This is a genomic window from Rhizorhapis suberifaciens, from assembly GCF_014200045.1.
Taxonomy (GTDB): Bacteria; Pseudomonadota; Alphaproteobacteria; order Sphingomonadales; family Sphingomonadaceae; genus Rhizorhapis; species Rhizorhapis suberifaciens.
On sequence record NZ_JACHOV010000002.1, the window covers coordinates 303,412 to 319,015 of the forward strand.

General features: G+C 59.6%; 14 protein-coding genes. 12 read left to right on the forward strand and 2 right to left on the reverse strand.

The window, feature by feature from the left end; translation table 11 throughout:
- Positions 1–10: 10 nt before the first annotated feature.
- Positions 11–1,384, reverse strand: a complete 1,374-nt coding sequence (gene argH / locus HNQ99_RS03735; protein WP_184474294.1) for an argininosuccinate lyase — start codon at positions 1,382–1,384, stop codon at positions 11–13.
- On the opposite strand from argH, the gene HNQ99_RS03740 reads away from it, so the two are divergent.
- Positions 1,383–1,985 (forward strand): TlpA family protein disulfide reductase, encoded by a 603-nt coding sequence (locus tag HNQ99_RS03740; RefSeq protein ID WP_184474295.1) that lies wholly within the window; start codon positions 1,383–1,385, stop codon positions 1,983–1,985. The two genes, argH and HNQ99_RS03740, sit on opposite strands and share 2 nt — an antisense overlap.
- Positions 1,986–2,009: 24 nt before the next feature.
- Here HNQ99_RS03740 and HNQ99_RS03745 read toward each other — a convergent pair whose 3' ends face one another.
- Entirely contained in the window at positions 2,010–2,963 is a 954-nt protein-coding gene (locus HNQ99_RS03745; protein WP_184474296.1) for an L-threonylcarbamoyladenylate synthase, read from the reverse strand.
- A 66-nt stretch (positions 2,964–3,029) separates the two neighbouring features.
- Here HNQ99_RS03745 and HNQ99_RS03750 point away from each other — a divergent pair, with 66 nt between their 5' ends.
- The 11 genes from HNQ99_RS03750 to hslO all read left to right on the forward strand — a co-directional run bounded on the left by HNQ99_RS03750 (position 3,030) and on the right by hslO (position 15,590).
- Positions 3,030–4,772, forward strand: coding sequence for an acyl-CoA dehydrogenase (locus tag HNQ99_RS03750; RefSeq protein ID WP_184474297.1), 1,743 nt, complete (start codon positions 3,030–3,032; stop codon positions 4,770–4,772).
- A 43-nt stretch (positions 4,773–4,815) separates the two neighbouring features.
- Positions 4,816–5,631: an ATP-binding protein gene (locus HNQ99_RS03755; RefSeq protein WP_184474298.1), complete on the forward strand. Its 816-nt coding sequence runs from the start codon at positions 4,816–4,818 to the stop codon at positions 5,629–5,631.
- Positions 5,632–5,681: 50 nt separating this feature from the next.
- Positions 5,682–6,344, forward strand: coding sequence for an ATP phosphoribosyltransferase (gene hisG, locus HNQ99_RS03760; RefSeq protein WP_184474299.1), 663 nt, complete (start codon positions 5,682–5,684; stop codon positions 6,342–6,344).
- 147 nt (positions 6,345–6,491) lie between these two features.
- Entirely contained in the window at positions 6,492–7,781 is a 1,290-nt protein-coding gene (hisD, locus tag HNQ99_RS03765) for a histidinol dehydrogenase (RefSeq protein ID WP_184474300.1), read from the forward strand.
- A 65-nt stretch (positions 7,782–7,846) separates the two neighbouring features.
- Positions 7,847–8,293, forward strand: coding sequence for a transcription antitermination factor NusB (gene nusB, locus HNQ99_RS03770; RefSeq protein WP_184474301.1), 447 nt, complete (start codon positions 7,847–7,849; stop codon positions 8,291–8,293).
- Between the two features lie 58 nt (positions 8,294–8,351).
- Positions 8,352–9,275 (forward strand): thiamine-phosphate kinase, encoded by a 924-nt coding sequence (gene thiL, locus HNQ99_RS03775; protein ID WP_184474302.1) that lies wholly within the window; start codon positions 8,352–8,354, stop codon positions 9,273–9,275.
- A 129-nt stretch (positions 9,276–9,404) separates the two neighbouring features.
- Entirely contained in the window at positions 9,405–11,528 is a 2,124-nt protein-coding gene (locus HNQ99_RS03780) for a sodium-translocating pyrophosphatase (RefSeq protein WP_184474303.1), read from the forward strand.
- A 220-nt stretch (positions 11,529–11,748) separates the two neighbouring features.
- A complete protein-coding gene (locus HNQ99_RS03785) occupies positions 11,749–12,279 on the forward strand; it encodes a phosphoribosyltransferase (RefSeq protein WP_246414406.1) in 531 nt (176 codons plus the stop codon).
- 133 nt (positions 12,280–12,412) lie between these two features.
- The gene (locus HNQ99_RS03790; RefSeq protein WP_184474305.1) at positions 12,413–13,600 is read left to right on the forward strand and encodes an aspartate aminotransferase family protein; all 1,188 of its coding nucleotides are present in this window, start codon (positions 12,413–12,415) and stop codon (positions 13,598–13,600) included.
- 34 nt (positions 13,601–13,634) lie between these two features.
- On the forward strand, positions 13,635–14,564 hold the full coding sequence (gene argF / locus HNQ99_RS03795) for an ornithine carbamoyltransferase (RefSeq protein WP_184474306.1): 930 nt from the start codon (positions 13,635–13,637) through the stop codon (positions 14,562–14,564).
- Between the two features lie 111 nt (positions 14,565–14,675).
- Positions 14,676–15,590: an Hsp33 family molecular chaperone HslO gene (gene hslO / locus HNQ99_RS03800; protein ID WP_246414409.1), complete on the forward strand. Its 915-nt coding sequence runs from the start codon at positions 14,676–14,678 to the stop codon at positions 15,588–15,590.
- Positions 15,591–15,604: the final 14 nt, after the last annotated feature.

The following is a 15,604-nucleotide window of genomic DNA, read 5'->3' on the forward strand; positions in this document are numbered from 1 at the left end:
AGGTTGCTTATCACTTCATCCCCAATGCAGTTTTGGCCGCCTTGACTTGTTCTGCCACCCGTTTGGGCGAGGTGCCGCCATGGCTCTGGCGGCTGGCGACCGACGCATCGACGGTCAGCACATCGAACACGCGATCATCGATCCGCGCATCTATGGACTGCAGCCTTTCAAAGGGCAGCTCTGCAAGCGGCTTGGCCTCCGTCTCGGCCAGCTTCACGGCGCGGCCTGTGATATGGTGAGCCTCTCGGAACGGGACGCCTGCTTCCCGCACCAACCAGTCGGCAAGATCAGTGGCGGTCGCAAAGCCGCTTTCCGCCAGCGCCCGCATCCGATCCGTACGGAACGTCACCTTCTCCACCATCCCGGTCATCGCCGCGATGGATAGACCAAGCAGGTCATGCGCCTCGAACAGTGGCGGCTTGTCGTCCTGCATGTCCTTGGAATAGGCGAGCGGCAGACCTTTCATGGTGATCACGAGCGCAGTCATGCATCCCGCGATCCTTCCGGCATGACCGCGCACCAGCTCGGCCGCATCGGGATTGCGCTTTTGCGGCATGATCGAACTGCCGGTCGAATAGGCGTCGGGCAGCGACACGAAGCCGAAGGGTTGGCTGGCCCAGATGATGAACTCCTCCGCCAGCCGGGATAAATGAAGGCTGCATTGGGTAGCGGCCATCAGATAATCGAGCGCGAAGTCACGGTCCGATACGCTGTCCAGGCTGTTGTCTGTAGGGGCGTCAAAGCCCAGCGTCGCCGCCGTGGCATGGCGGTCAATGGGAAATCCCGTCCCGGCCAGTGCGGCGCTTCCCAGGGGACAACGGTTCATCCGCGCCCGCGCATCGGCAAAACGCGACCGGTCGCGACCGATCATTTCATAATAGGCCATCAGATGATGGCCAAGCGTTACTGGTTGTGCGGATTGCAGATGCGTGAAACCGGGCATGACGCTGGTGGTCTCAGCCTCCGCACGAGTGACCAGCGAAATCTGAAGAGCCTTCAAGCCGGCATCCACCATGTCAATCGCGTCGCGTACCCAAAGGCGGAAGTCCGTGGCGACCTGGTCGTTGCGGGACCGCGCTGTATGTAGTCGGCCGGCCGTGGCACCGATGATTTCAGCCAGTCGAGATTCGACGTGCATATGGATGTCTTCAAGGTCCAAATCTTCCGGAACCCCGTTCGCCTTATATTCAGTGGCTATCTGGTCCAGCCCCTTGGCAATGACGGCGGCATCCTCAGCCGAAACGATGCCCTGCTTTCCCAGCATCGCAACATGCGCCTTTGACCCGGCGATGTCCTGCTGCCACAAACGCTTGTCGAACGGGATAGAGGCATTTATCTCGCGCATCACCGAAGTCGGGCCTTCCGCAAAGCGCCCGCCCCACATGCTGTTGGAGCCTGCCGTCGTGCGATCCGTAATTGCCTGTCTCCTGCTTTTCACTCTGCCCATTGCACTTGCGGCTTGCGATAGGCAATCGGGCGTCAAGGAGCAAGAGAATGCCGCTCAAACCGGCGAAAAGACGCCGGGCGGGGAGCTGGGCTTCAACTTCAAGATCGATCGAAGCCATGCAGGAACTGCAGCGCCTGACTTCGCCTTTCAGGGGCCGGACGGCGGGGAGGTGACGCTGGCCGATTTCACGGGCAAGCCGCTGCTCGTCAATCTCTGGGCTACCTGGTGCGGCCCTTGCGTCATTGAAATGCCCGCGCTGGACGGTCTGGCGGTACAGCGGAACGGAAAGCTGCAAGTGGTCGTGATTTCACAGGACAGCCAGGGCCGTGAAAAGGTCGACGCCTTCTTCAAGCAACGCAAGTTCACCGCGCTTCAGCCATATCTCGATCCGGAAAACCAGTTTGGCTTCCATTATGGATCAGGACTGTTGCCTACGACTGTGCTTTATAATGCCGAGGGTGAGGAAGTCGCCCGCGTTCTGGGCGCTATGGATTGGCAGGGTAAGGAAGCGGCGAAACTGATTGCAGAGGCGATGTAAAATTGCTCCGGGTCTGAGTCGCGCCTAAGCCGCCGCCCGCTTCAAACGGTCATTTATTGCAACTCCCAGTCCTTCGTCAGCTATCGCAGCCACCGCTATCGCTGTGGCCTCGCTCGAGTCTGCCTGGTGCAGGGCGTCGAACAGCCGAGATGCGGCCTGTTCCATATTACCGTTTTCGCTCAGGTTGAAGTCGCATGGCATTTCGCCAAATCCAATCAGGAACTCGCCTTCGCGCGCTACTTCTGCGTGGAGCCGCAGCGGCTTTGAAGGCGCATAATGGCTCAGCATCTGCCCCGGCGATTCGATCTTGCCTCCCGCCTCGGTGATCACAGAGCAACCTTGCGCCTGTTCCAGCATTTCCGCCGTTACCGGGCCGGGGCGCAGTAATCGGATGGCTTGCTCCTGCGGTGCGACAATGGTCGACTCAAGTCCCCGTTCGGTTGGTCCAGCATCGACGATCAGGGGAACCTGACCTCTAAGGCTCACGAGTACATGCTCGGCTCGCGTCGGGCTGATGGACCCGCTGGCATTGGCGGACGGAGCTGCCAAAGGACGGCCGCTTTCCCGAATCAAATCCTGCATGGCAGGATGCGCGGGGCAGCGTAGTGCGATCGTTTCAAGGCCGGCCGTCACCAGCGAAGCAATGCCGCTTTCCGGCCGTAGCGGCAGAACCATGGTCAAAGGCCCCGGCCAGAAGCGCAGGGCCAGCTCCTCGGCAAGCGGAGAGAAGCGGGCCATCCGCCGCGCCATGTCCATCGAGGCGACATGTACGATCAGCGGATTGAAGCTTGGCCGGCCCTTCGCGGCGTAAATGCGCGCCACAGCCTCTGCATTGGTCGCATCAGCCGCGAGGCCATAAACGGTCTCTGTGGGCATGGCGACCGTCTGTCCCGCCTGGATCAACGCCACCGCTTCCTTAAGCGCGGCCTTGCCGTAAGAGCGGATGTGCGTGGGAAAGGGCGGAATTGAGCTGCTCACGGTCGAACGCTATACCTTTGGGGAATCCGACGCGAAAGCGCAAATGCACGAAAGGGCTGGCCGGCCATGGACTATAAAGCGCCAACGCGTGAGCAGCGCTTCGTTCTCGATCATGTTACCGGCATCGCGGAACTGTCTGGCCACAACGCTTTTGCGGCGGCAACGTCCGACATGATTGACGCCATAATAGAGGGGGCGGCTCAATTTGCAGAGGGAGAATATGCGCCGCTAAACCGCATCGGCGATCTGGAGGGAGCAAAATGGCAGGACGGTAGCGTGTCCTTGCCGCAAGGTTTTCGTGACGCATATCAGGCCTTCGTCGCTAACGGATGGGGCAGTATCAACGGACCGGAGGCGTTCGGCGGGCAGGGCCTGCCTTTTTTCCTCTTCACGGTGGTGATGGAGGATCTGGGCAGCGCCAACATGGCTTTCTCGCTCATCAACATGCTGACGCCCGGCGCGATCGAGGCGCTGATTGCGCATGGCACGCCGGAACAGCAGGAGAAATGGCTGCCGAAGCTGGTAAGCGGCGAATGGAGCGGCACCATGAACCTAACCGAACCGCAGGCTGGCTCTGACGTAGGCGCGCTCCGCACCACCGCCACTCCCGTCGGCGACGGCACATATCGCATCAAGGGCCAAAAGATTTTCATCACTTTTGGCGAACATGATCTTACCGACAATATCGTTCATCTTGTGCTTGCCCGCACACCTGGCGCCCCTGCCGGTACGAAAGGCATATCTCTTTTCATTGTGCCCAAATATCGCTTGAAGGAGGACGGCAGCCTTGGGCCTCTTAATGATGTCCGGTGCACCTCGATCGAACACAAATTGGGCATCCATGCTTCGCCGACCTGCGTCATGTCTTATGGCGATCAGGATGACTGCAAGGGCGAAATGATCGGGGCCGAGATGGGCGGCATGAAAGCGATGTTCACGATGATGAACCAGGCACGGCTGAATGTCGGCGGCCAGGGGGTTCAGATCGCAGAGCGCGCGACGCAGGCAGCCTTGGCTTATGCGGCCGAGCGAATCCAGTCGGCACGAGCGGATGGTTCGTCAGAGGGACCGGTCGCCATTATCGAGCACCCCGATGTTCGCCGCATGTTGTTCAGGATGAAAGCCCTGACGCAGGCGGCCCGTACGTTGATCTATTATGCCGCAGGGCAGGCGGACCGCGCTCATGTAGGTATTGAGAATGCGCAGGAGCGGCTGGATCTGTTGACGCCGCTCGCTAAGGCCTATTGCACGGACATAGGCTGCGAGGTCGCTTCCCTGGGCGTGCAAGTGCATGGCGGCATGGGCTTCATCGAGGAAACCGGAGCCGCGCAATATTATCGCGATGTCCGCATCGCCCCAATTTACGAAGGGACGAACGGCATACAGGCTGCTGACTTGGTGGGTCGCAAGCTGACGAACAATGGCGGGGCGGAGCTGAAAGCCTTGCTCACCGAGGTCCGTACGGAGAGCTCGGAAGCCGCGCTCTTGACCTTGGTCGATGCCGTGGAGGAGGCCGTCGATTGGATGCTTAGGGCGTGCGTGAATGACCGGCTGGCGGGCAGTTATCCTCTGCTTACCATGGTCGCGGTCGCGACTTGCGGATGGTTGATGGCCAGACAAGGGCGCATTGCTCTGGAAATGCTGGCGCGAGGGGAGGGTGATGCGCTTTTCCTGAAGGCGAAGGCGGTCACCGCGAGCTATTATCTGAAGCACATCGTTCCTGAAGCCACTGGGCTTAAGGCACAGGCTATGGCTGGAGCTGAGGGGCTTTACGAACTGAGTACGGATGAACTGCTGGCGCTGGGATGAAGACGCACTACCATGTCGCGGTTCATCTGCTAAACCCCTGGCTATGACCGACAAGCTTCTATCCCGCATTGCAGAGGCGCTGGAGCGTTTGGCGCCACTTCCGGCTCCGGCGACTGACCTTCATGCATTTCCGGCCTATTTGTGGGACGGAGAGGCCATTCAGCCGATACAGGATTTTGCCCCAATCCCCTATGATCTTCTCACTGGTATCGACACGCAAAAACTGCAGCTTCTAGAAAACAGCCGCCGCCTCGCTGCCGGACATGCGGCTCATGACGTTCTGCTCTGGGGCGCGCGGGGTACTGGCAAGTCGGTCAGCATATCATCGGTTGTAGGCAAATTGCAGCAGGAGGGGCAGGACATCGCACTTGTCCAATTCGCTACCGATCGTCTCAAAACCTTGCCCGATCTCTTCACACTGCTCAGGGGGAAAAAGCGGCCTTTCATTCTTTTCATCGATGATCTCGGCTTCGACGATGCAGGGGGGGACGCCCGCGCCTTTCGTTCTTTGTTGCAGGGTTCGGCGACGGCGCGGCTCGATAATGTGAGGCTTTATGTCACATCCAATCGCCGTCACATCGTTCCCCGCAACATGGGTGAGCAGGACGATCCCATCAACAAGCGCGACGTAGTCGACGACAAAATGGCGCTGTCCGACCGTTTCGGCCTTAGCCTTGGTTTCCACAATATCGATCAGGATGCCTATCTGGCGATCGTTTCCGGCTACGCCGCGCATTATAGTCTTCCCTTCGATCCGCAGGAGGCGGTGCAATGGGCTACTGTCCGGGGCAGCCGCTCGGGGCGTGTTGCCTGGCAATATGTGGTTGAGTTGGCGGGGCGAAAGGGGATGAGAATCTAGGGCAACCCTTGTTGCCCTTTTTCGCGCCCCCAAGTAAAGCGCGTCCCATCATGTCAAAGCCGCTAATCATTGCCATCCCGAAGGGGCGCATTCTGGAAGAGGCGCTGCCCCTGCTCGCACGCGTGGGTATAGAGCCTGAGGCGGACTTTCATAACAAGCACAGCCGCGCGCTTAAATTCGCGACCAACCAGGACAATGTCTCGATCATTCGGGTGCGCGCCTTTGACGTGGCGACGTTTGTCGCCCATGGCGCGGCGCAGATCGGCATTGTTGGCTCCGACGTGGTCGAGGAGTTCAACTATTCGGAGCTTTACGCCCCGGTTGACCTTGACATCGGTCACTGCCGCCTTTCGGTTGCCGAGCCCAAAAACCTAGCGGCCGAGGACGAAAGCGCCATGAGCCACGTCCGCGTCGCCACCAAATATCCCGGCCTCACTCGTCGCCATTTCGAACGCCAGGGTATTCAGGCCGAATGCGTGAAGCTCAATGGCGCGATGGAGCTTGCGCCCTCCCTTGGCTTGTCGCGCCGCATAGTCGATCTTGTTTCTTCGGGCGCGACCCTGAAGGCGAATGGTCTCGTTGAAACCAGCATCATCATGCACATTTCGGCTCGCCTGATTGTCAACCGCGCGGCCTTCAAGATGCGGTCCGACGAACTGGTTCCGCTGGTTGAGGCATTCCGCAAGGCTGTGGAGACGCGGGATGCAGCGTGATGCAAATATTCCCCTCCCTTTCAAGGGAAGGGTCAGGGGCGGATGGCGAGCGCAGCGAGCCCTTCCACGCCCGAATTTCGGCTTTGCTGGCCATTGCCTTGCAACGGCACTCACCCCGACCCCTCTCCTGAAAGGGAGGGGCTAATTGTGACCCTCCGTCTTTCAACTCAAGACGCAAGCTTTGCCGAAGCCTTCACGGCGCTCGTCAACGCGCGCCGTGAAGCCGATGAAGATGTGTCGCGAGATGTCTCGGCCATCCTGAGGCGCGTGCGCGACGAAGGCGATGCGGCCGTTGCCGATTACACGCATCGTTTCGATCACCATGACCTGAACGTCAGTGGCTGGACGGTTACCGCCGCCGAGCGGAAGGCAGCGCTTGATGGTCTTTCCAAAGAGCTGCGAGGAGCCCTTGAGCTCGCCGCGGAACGTATTGCCGCTTATCATGAAAAGCAGAGGCCACAGGACAGCGACAGCACGGATGCCGCTGGGGTGCGACTTGGCGCGCGCTGGCGTGCGGTCGATGCGGCGGGCCTTTATGTTCCCGGCGGCCGTGCGGCTTATCCCAGCTCCCTGCTGATGAACGCCATTCCCGCCAAGGTTGCCGGGGTCGAACGCATTGCGATGGTGACGCCCACTCCCAAGGGGGAAATCAATCCGCTCGTCCTCGCTGCAGCGGAAATTGCGGGCATAGAGGAAATCTGGCGTGTGGGTGGCGCGCAAGCGGTCGCGGCCCTCGCCTACGGCACTGGACGCATAAGTCCGGTCGATGTCATCACTGGCCCCGGAAATGCGTGGGTGGCGGAGGCCAAACGGCAGCTATACGGGGTCGTCGGTATCGACATGGTCGCTGGTCCGTCAGAGATCGTCGTGGTCGCGGACAGCAAGAATGATCCGGAATGGCTCGCCGCTGACCTGCTCAGTCAATCCGAGCATGACCCCACGAGCCAGTCGATATTGTTCACAGACGATGCCGCCTTTGCCGATGCCGTGGCCGCTGCTGTCGACCGGCAGATACTAGAGCTGTCCACCAGCGCAGTTGCCCGCACAAGCTGGGACGCCAATGGAGCGATCGTGGTCGTAACGGACCTCGCGGAGGCTCTGCCGCTGGTCGACCGTCTCGCCCCGGAGCATCTGGAATTGGCGGTGGACGATCCGCAGGCGTTTTTCGACCAGGTTCGTCATGCAGGCTCCGTGTTCATGGGCCGCATGACGCCTGAGGCCGTGGGCGACTATGTTGCCGGCCCCAATCATGTCCTGCCTACCGGCCGCCGTGCGCGTTTCTCCTCCGGACTTTCGGTGCTGGACTTCATGAAGCGAACCAGCTTCCTGGAATTGGACGACAGGGCGATCAAGGCTATCGGTCCGGCAGCAGTCGCGCTGGCGACGGCCGAGGGGCTGCCCGCGCATGCCTCTTCGGTGGCAAGAAGATTGAAATAGCCATTTGTAACAGCACCGAGACATCTGCTTTCGGCGTGGGACAACAGGATGGCCATAAGGAATTTATGAAAGAACGTTCAAAATCACGCTCTGCCGCCCGCCTTGCCGCGGTTCAGGCGCTCTATCAAAAGGACATGGAGGGCACGCCGCTTCCTGTCCTGTTGCATGAATTCCATGAACATCGTCTGGGCAAGACGATCGAGGACGTCACTTATGTGGAGGCGGAACGCGATTTCTTCGACGATGTTGTCGCGGGCGTGGACAAGCGCCGCGCGGAAATCGACGCGTTGATCGAAGCAAAGCTTTCGAAGGACTGGGCAATGGCGCGCCTCGACAAGCCGATGCTGCAGATCCTGCGCGCGGGTGCCTACGAATTGCTCGCCCGATTCGATGTGCCTACCGGCACGGTGATCAGCGAATATGTCGATGTCGCCAAAGCCTTTTACGACAAGCGCGAAAGCGGTTTCGTGAACGGACTTCTCGACGCTATCGGCAAAGAGGTGCGTAGCTGATATTACAACGCTCTGGGCCACCGGTTGGATATAGGTCAGCAGAGGCTAATTATTCCCAATGACCAGCGAAACCGCCTTCATCGAAGCCTTGCGCGCCCTTGCGACGCATGAGGCGGCCCGCGGGCTTGTCGATGACGCGGCGGTGATCGAGATGGGCGGTGTTTCGTTCGTTCTCACCAGCGATACTATTGTTGCCGGCGTGCATTTCCTCGCCACCGACCCTCCCGAGGATGTCGGCTGGAAACTGGCCGCGGTTAATCTTTCCGACCTTGCCGCAAAGGGCGCGCGGCCGCTCGCTTGTCTGATGAATTATGCGCTGACGGGCGATGAAGACTGGGACAAAGGCTTTCTTTCGGGACTGAAGGAGGCACTGGACAGCCATGCCATGCCGCTCATCGGCGGTGACACAGTAGCTTTGCCCAAGGGAGCGCCGGGCGTTTATACGCTGACGGCCATTGGCGAAGGACCGGCTTGCGGCGTTCCCTCGCGCGCCGGGGCACATGCGGGCGATATTTTGTGTGTGACCGGTAACATAGGCGATGCCGGATTGGGGCTGGCCCTTGCGAGGCGGGGGGGGAGCGAACCCGCGTCTTGTCTGCGCGCTTATCGACGTCCGAAGCCGCTCCTCGCGGACGGGCAGGCACTTGCGCCGCTGGTACACGCGATGATGGATGTTTCGGATGGAGTTCTGATAGATGCTTCGCGAATGGCAGTTGCCAGCGGGCTTCATGTTGAAATAGCGGTTGATCGACTCCCCCTTTCGCCAGAGGTCCTTTCAAGCGGAACGGACGAATTGGCGGTGCGTCTCTCTGCGGCCACGGCAGGCGACGATTATCAACTTCTTTTCGCCGTCGCACCTGGAACGGCTCTGCCCATTACGGCAAATATCATAGGCCGATTTGAGGAAGGGCAGGGGTTAACCCTTTCGAATCGCGGAAGCTCCGTCCCTGTGCCGCCAAAACTTGGTTACTTGCACTGCTAGCACAGGCATTATTTGCAGCTATCCTATTAGCAGCTTGACCTTATTACGCTGACCTATACCTTCCGCCCCGTCATTCCGGGCGTTTCCCGGCGTTCCGGATTCGTAACAGAACAGGGGAGAGGAACACATATGACGATTGTCACGATTGCCATAGGGTGCGGCTTGCTAGCCGTGCTCTACGGGCTCTTTACCAGCCGGCAAGTGCTTGCGGCCTCGCCGGGCAATGAAAAGATGCAGGAAATCGCCGGCGCTATCCAGGAGGGCGCGAAAGCCTATCTGGGGCGTCAGTACAGCACCATTGCAATCGTTGGCGTCGTCGTCGCCATCGCGATCTTCTATTTTCTGGGCATTGTTTCCGCCATTGGCTTTGTGATCGGCGCGCTGCTTTCGGGCGCGGCGGGTTATATCGGGATGAACATCTCCGTCCGCGCAAATGTCCGCACGGCCGAGGCTGCTCGTAATTCGTTGCAAAGCGGGCTTACGGTGGCTTTCCGGGCCGGCGCGGTCACGGGGATGTTGGTGGCGGGACTCGCGCTCCTCGCCATTTCCGTGTTTTTCTGGTATCTGATTGGGCCAGCAGGACTGACGGTCAAGGATCGCACCGTCATCGACGCGCTGGTCGCACTCGCCTTTGGCGGATCGCTGATTTCCATCTTCGCGCGTTTGGGTGGCGGCATCTTCACCAAGGCTGCCGATGTGGGCGCCGATCTGGTCGGCAAGGTCGAGGCGGGCATTCCCGAGGATGATCCTCGCAACCCCGCCGTCATTGCGGACAATGTGGGAGACAATGTCGGCGACTGCGCGGGCATGGCGGCCGACCTGTTCGAAACCTATGTCGTAACCGTGGGCGCAACCATGGTGCTTACCGCTCTGCTGGTTGATGCGGGCGTTGCCGAACTCACGCAGTTAATGAGCTTGCCGCTCATCGTTGGCGGCGTGTGCATTATCACCTCCATCATCGGCACCTATTTCGTCCGGCTGGGCTCCAGCCAATCGATCATGGGCGCACTATACAAGGGCTTCCTGACCACGGCGGTCCTGTCGATACCCGCGCTCTACTATGTCAGCTGGCGGACGCTGGGCGACCTTGATGCGCCGATCGGCAGCGATCTGGGGGGCGAGGGCGGCTTCACCGGCATGGACCTCTTTTGGTCGATGATGGTCGGCCTGGCTGTCACCGGACTTCTTGTGTGGATTACCGAATATTATACCGGGACCAATTTCAGGCCGGTCCGCTCCATCGCCCGGGCTTCAGTCACAGGTCATGGCACCAACGTCATCCAGGGCCTTGCCGTTTCCCTTGAATCTACGGCGCTTCCAACGCTGGTGATCTGTGTCGGAATCATCATCAGCTATTCGCTGGCGGGCCTGATCGGCATTGCCTTTGCAGCGACCGCCATGCTGGCGCTGGCCGGTATGGTGGTGGCTTTGGACGCCTATGGCCCGGTTACGGACAATGCGGGTGGCATCGCGGAGATGGCTGGACTGGAGGATGAGGTCCGAACCCGCACCGATGCGCTGGACGCTGTGGGCAACACGACCAAGGCGGTGACCAAGGGCTATGCCATCGGTTCCGCTGGCCTTGCCGCATTGGTGCTCTTTGGCGCTTATACCCAGGATCTTCAGTTCTTCAGTGCCGATCTGGGTCTGACGGAACCAGTGGATTTCAGCCTGTCCAATCCTTTCGTGATCGTGGGCTTGCTGTTGGGGGCGCTGCTTCCCTATCTTTTCGGCGCGCTTGGCATGACGGCTGTTGGCCGTGCTGCCGGCGCGGTGGTGGAGGAGGTCCGCACTCAGTTCCGTGACAATCCGGGGATCATGGCAGGGACGAGCCGCCCCCATTATGGCCGCACCGTCGATCTGGTGACGAAAGCCGCCATTCGGGAGATGATCCTGCCGTCGCTCCTGCCCGTCTTCACGCCCATCGCTGTCTATTTCATCATTGCCGCCGTGGCCGGAACGTCAAATGGCTTCGCCGCGCTTGGCGCGTTGCTGCTCGGAGTGATTGTTTCCGGTCTGTTTGTCGCAATTTCGATGACCAGTGGCGGAGGCGCCTGGGACAATGCCAAGAAATTCATCGAAGACGGCAACCATGGCGGCAAGGGCTCTGAAGCCCATAAAGCTGCCGTGACGGGTGATACGGTGGGCGATCCTTACAAGGATACCGCTGGCCCGGCGGTCAACCCGATGATCAAGATAACCAACATCGTGGCGCTGCTCCTGCTTGCCGCGCTGGCGCATGGCGCTGCTTGACTGACGGGGCCCGGTGCGCCGCTCACAAGCTTCGCACCGGGTCAGCCATGGCTTAAAGCGCGTTAAATATGATGCGGGTCACGCGCTTCATTTTGTGTTTTCGCATCGTTTCAAGCGCAAAGCCGGTACCACTTTTGCGCACGATATTTGAGGGCCATTGCGGTAATTCGCTACAAACGATAAACACTCCCTCCCGCCTCGCATGCTTGGGAGACCGGAGTTGACCCACAGCCTGCATCCCGACCTCAGCTATATCAGCTATGAGGAGTTCCTGGCTGATGTGCACCGGATCATGGCTGCCGTGCGTCGGGATGACTGGACGCCCGATTTCGTGGTCGGCATCGGACGCGGCGGCCTTGCTCCGGCTGTATACATTTCCCATGGGATGAAAATCCCCCTGCTGTCGGTCGATCACAGTTCAAGGATCGCCGATTTCGCTGACGAACTGCTGGCGAAGCTTGCTCGCCTGACTGGCAGGGGCACAAGGCTTCTCTTCATCGACGACATCAATGACAGCGGATCGACCCTCCTATACATCCGGAATGAGTTGGATGGGCAGGGGGCGGAGCGGGAAAATATCCGTTTCGCCGCACTCATCAACAACATCCGTTCACAGGCGGACGTTCGCTATTGGTCGAGGGAGATCGACCGCGCCAGTGACAAGCGCTGGTTCGTTTTTCCATGGGAAGCAATGGCGACCGCAGAAACGCTGATCAGCGAAGCCAATGAAATCCCCGAACGGCTGGCTTGAAATAATCTCACCGATCCACGCCAATTGACCCCGCCCCGTCGTGCCTGTATATGAACGGCGCATCATGGGCGGTCCGCACGGGACCGCCTTTTTTGCTTTGTTTCAAATGTCCGTCCGAAGAAAGGGAAGGCCCATGTCGATCACGCCGCTCATGCCCGTTTACCCCCGGTGCAATGTGCGTCCCGTGCGAGGCGAAGGCTGCTACCTGATTGGAGAGCGTGGGGAGCGCTATCTGGACTTTGCCAGCGGCATCGCGGTCAACATCCTGGGCCATGGGCATCCGCACCTGGTGGAGGCGATCAAGAAGCAGGCGGCAACGCTGATGCATGTGTCGAACCTCTACGGCAGCCCGCAGGGCGAAGGGTTGGCGCAAAGGCTGGTGGATGCCAGTTTCGCCGACACCGTGTTCTTCACCAACAGCGGTGCTGAGGCGCTGGAATGCGCCATCAAAACCGCGCGGCGTTATCATTATGCCAACGGCAATTCGGAAAAGTTCAAGCTCATTACCTTTTCCAACGCGTTTCATGGACGGACGCTCGGCACTATTTCGGCGACCGATCAGCCCAAGATGCGCGACGGGTTTGAACCGCTGCTTCCAGGTTTCGAGGTGGTCCGGTTCAACGATCTCGAAGCGTCGCTTGCGGCGGTCGATGATCAGACGGCAGGCTTTCTTCTGGAAACGGTTCAGGGCGAGGGCGGGATTCTGCCCGCCACGCCGGAGTTCCTGAAGGGATTGCGTAAGGCCTGTGACGAAAAAGACCTGCTGCTCGTGCTGGACGAGGTGCAATGTGGCGTCATGCGGACTGGCACTTTGTTTGCCTATGAGCAATATGGCGTGCGTCCCGACATCATGGCGATAGCAAAAGGTATTGGCGGCGGCTTTCCGCTCGGCGCCTGCCTGGCGACGGAAAAGGCCGCCAAGGGCATGGTTTTCGGAACGCACGGCTCGACCTATGGCGGCAATCCGCTAGCCATGGCGGCGGGCAATGCTGTGTTGGACGTCATCCTGATGCCCGAATTTCAGGAACATGTTCGGAAAATGAGCGAGCGGCTGCGGTCCAGTCTGGAACAGCTCATCCCCAATCATGACGAACTGTTCGACAGCGTGCGTGGCATGGGCCTGATGCTCGGTATCAAGATGAAGACGGAAAGCCGGGCCTTCGTGGCTCATTTGCGAGACAAGCATGGCCTGCTTACCGTGGCGGGCGGCGACAATGTCGTTCGCATCCTTCCGCCATTGGTCATCGACGAAAGCCATATCGCCCAGTGCATCGAAAAGCTTTCGGCCGCGGCGAAGGATTATGAGGCTCCGGCTTCCTAATCCATTGTTTCCATTTCCCTTGGGGGGAATTGAAGTGACAAGACATTTTTTGAATCTTTCCGACGCAGGGGGCGACGCAATCGCCGCCATGCTCAACGACGCTTTGGACCGGAAGGCGAAGCGCAGCGGCTGGCCCAAGGGATCGCCCGACGCCGACGAGCCGCTTGTCGGCCATGTCCTGGGCATGATTTTCGAGAAGAATTCGACCCGCACCCGCGTCTCTTTTGACATGGCGGTCCGGCAGCTGGGCGGCACCAGCATCGTCATGGAGGGCGGCTCCATGCAATTGGGCCGGGGCGAAACCATTGCGGATACGGCCAAGGTGCTGTCTCGCTATGTCGATGCCATCATGATCCGCACCGACGATCACGCCAAGATCGAGGAACTGGCGCACTACGCCACTGTACCGGTGATCAACGGCCTTACCGACTTGTCGCATCCCTGCCAGATCATGGCGGATTTGCTGACGGTCATAGAACATGGAAAGGCCCTGCCGGGACTGGAATGGGCGTGGCTGGGGGACGGGAATAATGTCCTCCATTCAATTATCGAAGCGGCAGGTCTGATGAAGTTCAATGTCCGCGTCGCTTGCCCTCAAGGCTATGAGCCGAACCCTTTCTTTGCCGCTGAGGCCGTGAAAATGGGCGCAAATGTTCGAATGATTCAAGACCCGCAGGAGGCGGTGCGCGGGGCCGACATCATCGTCACGGATACCTGGATTTCGATGGGCCAGGCTCACGCCGACGAAAAGTTGAAAGCGATGATGCCCTATCAGGTGACAGAGGCATTGATGGCTCTGGCAAAGCCCGACGCCAAGTTCCTTCACTGCCTGCCGGCACATCGCGGCGAAGAAGTGGTGGATGCGGTGCTGGACGGTCCTCAATCCGTGATCTGGGATGAGGCGGAAAACCGTTTACATGCCCAGAAGTCGGTGCTGCTCTGGGCCGTTGGCCAGCTTGGTTGAGTTTTCGCGCTCGCTTCCTATCTCCACACCGTTCGTGTCGAGCGAAGTCGAGACTGATTAGCTTTAAACTAACGTCCCTCAGCATCGTCCGGGACGAACGGAGTTTGGAATTTGCCGAATAATAAGCAGTCGGTCGAGATTGATCGCGTCTTGGGATTCACGATCACGGGCCGCCACGCACGAGGACGATTGGTGCGTTTGGGGCCGGTTCTGGATGAAGTGCTCTCGGCCCACGACTATCCGCCGGTCATCGAACGACTGTTGGCGGAGGCGTTGGCGCTAACCGCACTGCTTGGTGCGACCCTGAAGGATGTCGGCGGTCAGCTCACCATTCAGGCGCAGACCGAAAATGGCGTCGTTGAACTTCTGGTCTGCGACTACAAGGGAGGAGAACTGCGCGGCTATGTGAAGTTCGATGAAGACCGTCTTGCCGAACAGCCTGCAGATCCCAGCTTGTTTGCGCTTTTTGGCAAGGGCTATCTGGCTATCACATTCGACCAAGCGGTTTCCGGGGAACGCTACCAGGGCATCGTTCCGTTGGAGGGTGCTTCGCTCGCCGCCGCCGCAGAGCATTATTTCAGCCAGTCAGAACAGATACCCAGCTTCGTCCGCATAGCCGTACGCCACGATTCGGGCGAAGGCTGCATCGCCGCCGGTTTGCTCCTTCAGCATTTGCCGGAGGGCGAAGACGGGCGGGAACGTCTTCATGTGCGGATGGATCATCCGGAATGGGAGCATGTGCACGCCCTTGCAGCCACGCTAACGGACGCGGAACTGACGGGCGTCGATTTGCCACTGGAAGATGTTGTGTGGCGGCTCTTCCATGATGAGGACGAAGTTCGCGTCCTCACCCCCGTCGAGTTGATGCGCGGTTGCCGCTGCAACCTGGAGCATATTCGCGATGTCATCGGGCGATTTCCTATCGACCAGCGCGCCGAAATGGCCGATGAGACCGGCCTTATCAACGTCGACTGCGCGTTTTGCTCCCGCATATTCGAGGTCAGCGCGCATAGCCTGCAGAACTGAAGGCTGCAGCTGAC

Coding starts and splice junctions, on each gene's coding strand:
- HNQ99_RS03740 (WP_184474295.1), top strand. CDS start 1,383: ATGCTGTTGGAGCCTGCCGTCGTGCGATCCGTAATTGCCTGTCTCCTG.
- argH (WP_184474294.1), bottom strand. CDS start 1,384: ATGTGGGGCGGGCGCTTTGCGGAAGGCCCGACTTCGGTGATGCGCGAG.
- HNQ99_RS03750 (WP_184474297.1), top strand. CDS start 3,030: ATGGACTATAAAGCGCCAACGCGTGAGCAGCGCTTCGTTCTCGATCAT.
- HNQ99_RS03755 (WP_184474298.1), top strand. CDS start 4,816: ATGACCGACAAGCTTCTATCCCGCATTGCAGAGGCGCTGGAGCGTTTG.
- hisG (WP_184474299.1), top strand. CDS start 5,682: ATGTCAAAGCCGCTAATCATTGCCATCCCGAAGGGGCGCATTCTGGAA.
- nusB (WP_184474301.1), top strand. CDS start 7,847: ATGAAAGAACGTTCAAAATCACGCTCTGCCGCCCGCCTTGCCGCGGTT.
- thiL (WP_184474302.1), top strand. CDS start 8,352: ATGACCAGCGAAACCGCCTTCATCGAAGCCTTGCGCGCCCTTGCGACG.
- HNQ99_RS03780 (WP_184474303.1), top strand. CDS start 9,405: ATGACGATTGTCACGATTGCCATAGGGTGCGGCTTGCTAGCCGTGCTC.
- HNQ99_RS03790 (WP_184474305.1), top strand. CDS start 12,413: ATGTCGATCACGCCGCTCATGCCCGTTTACCCCCGGTGCAATGTGCGT.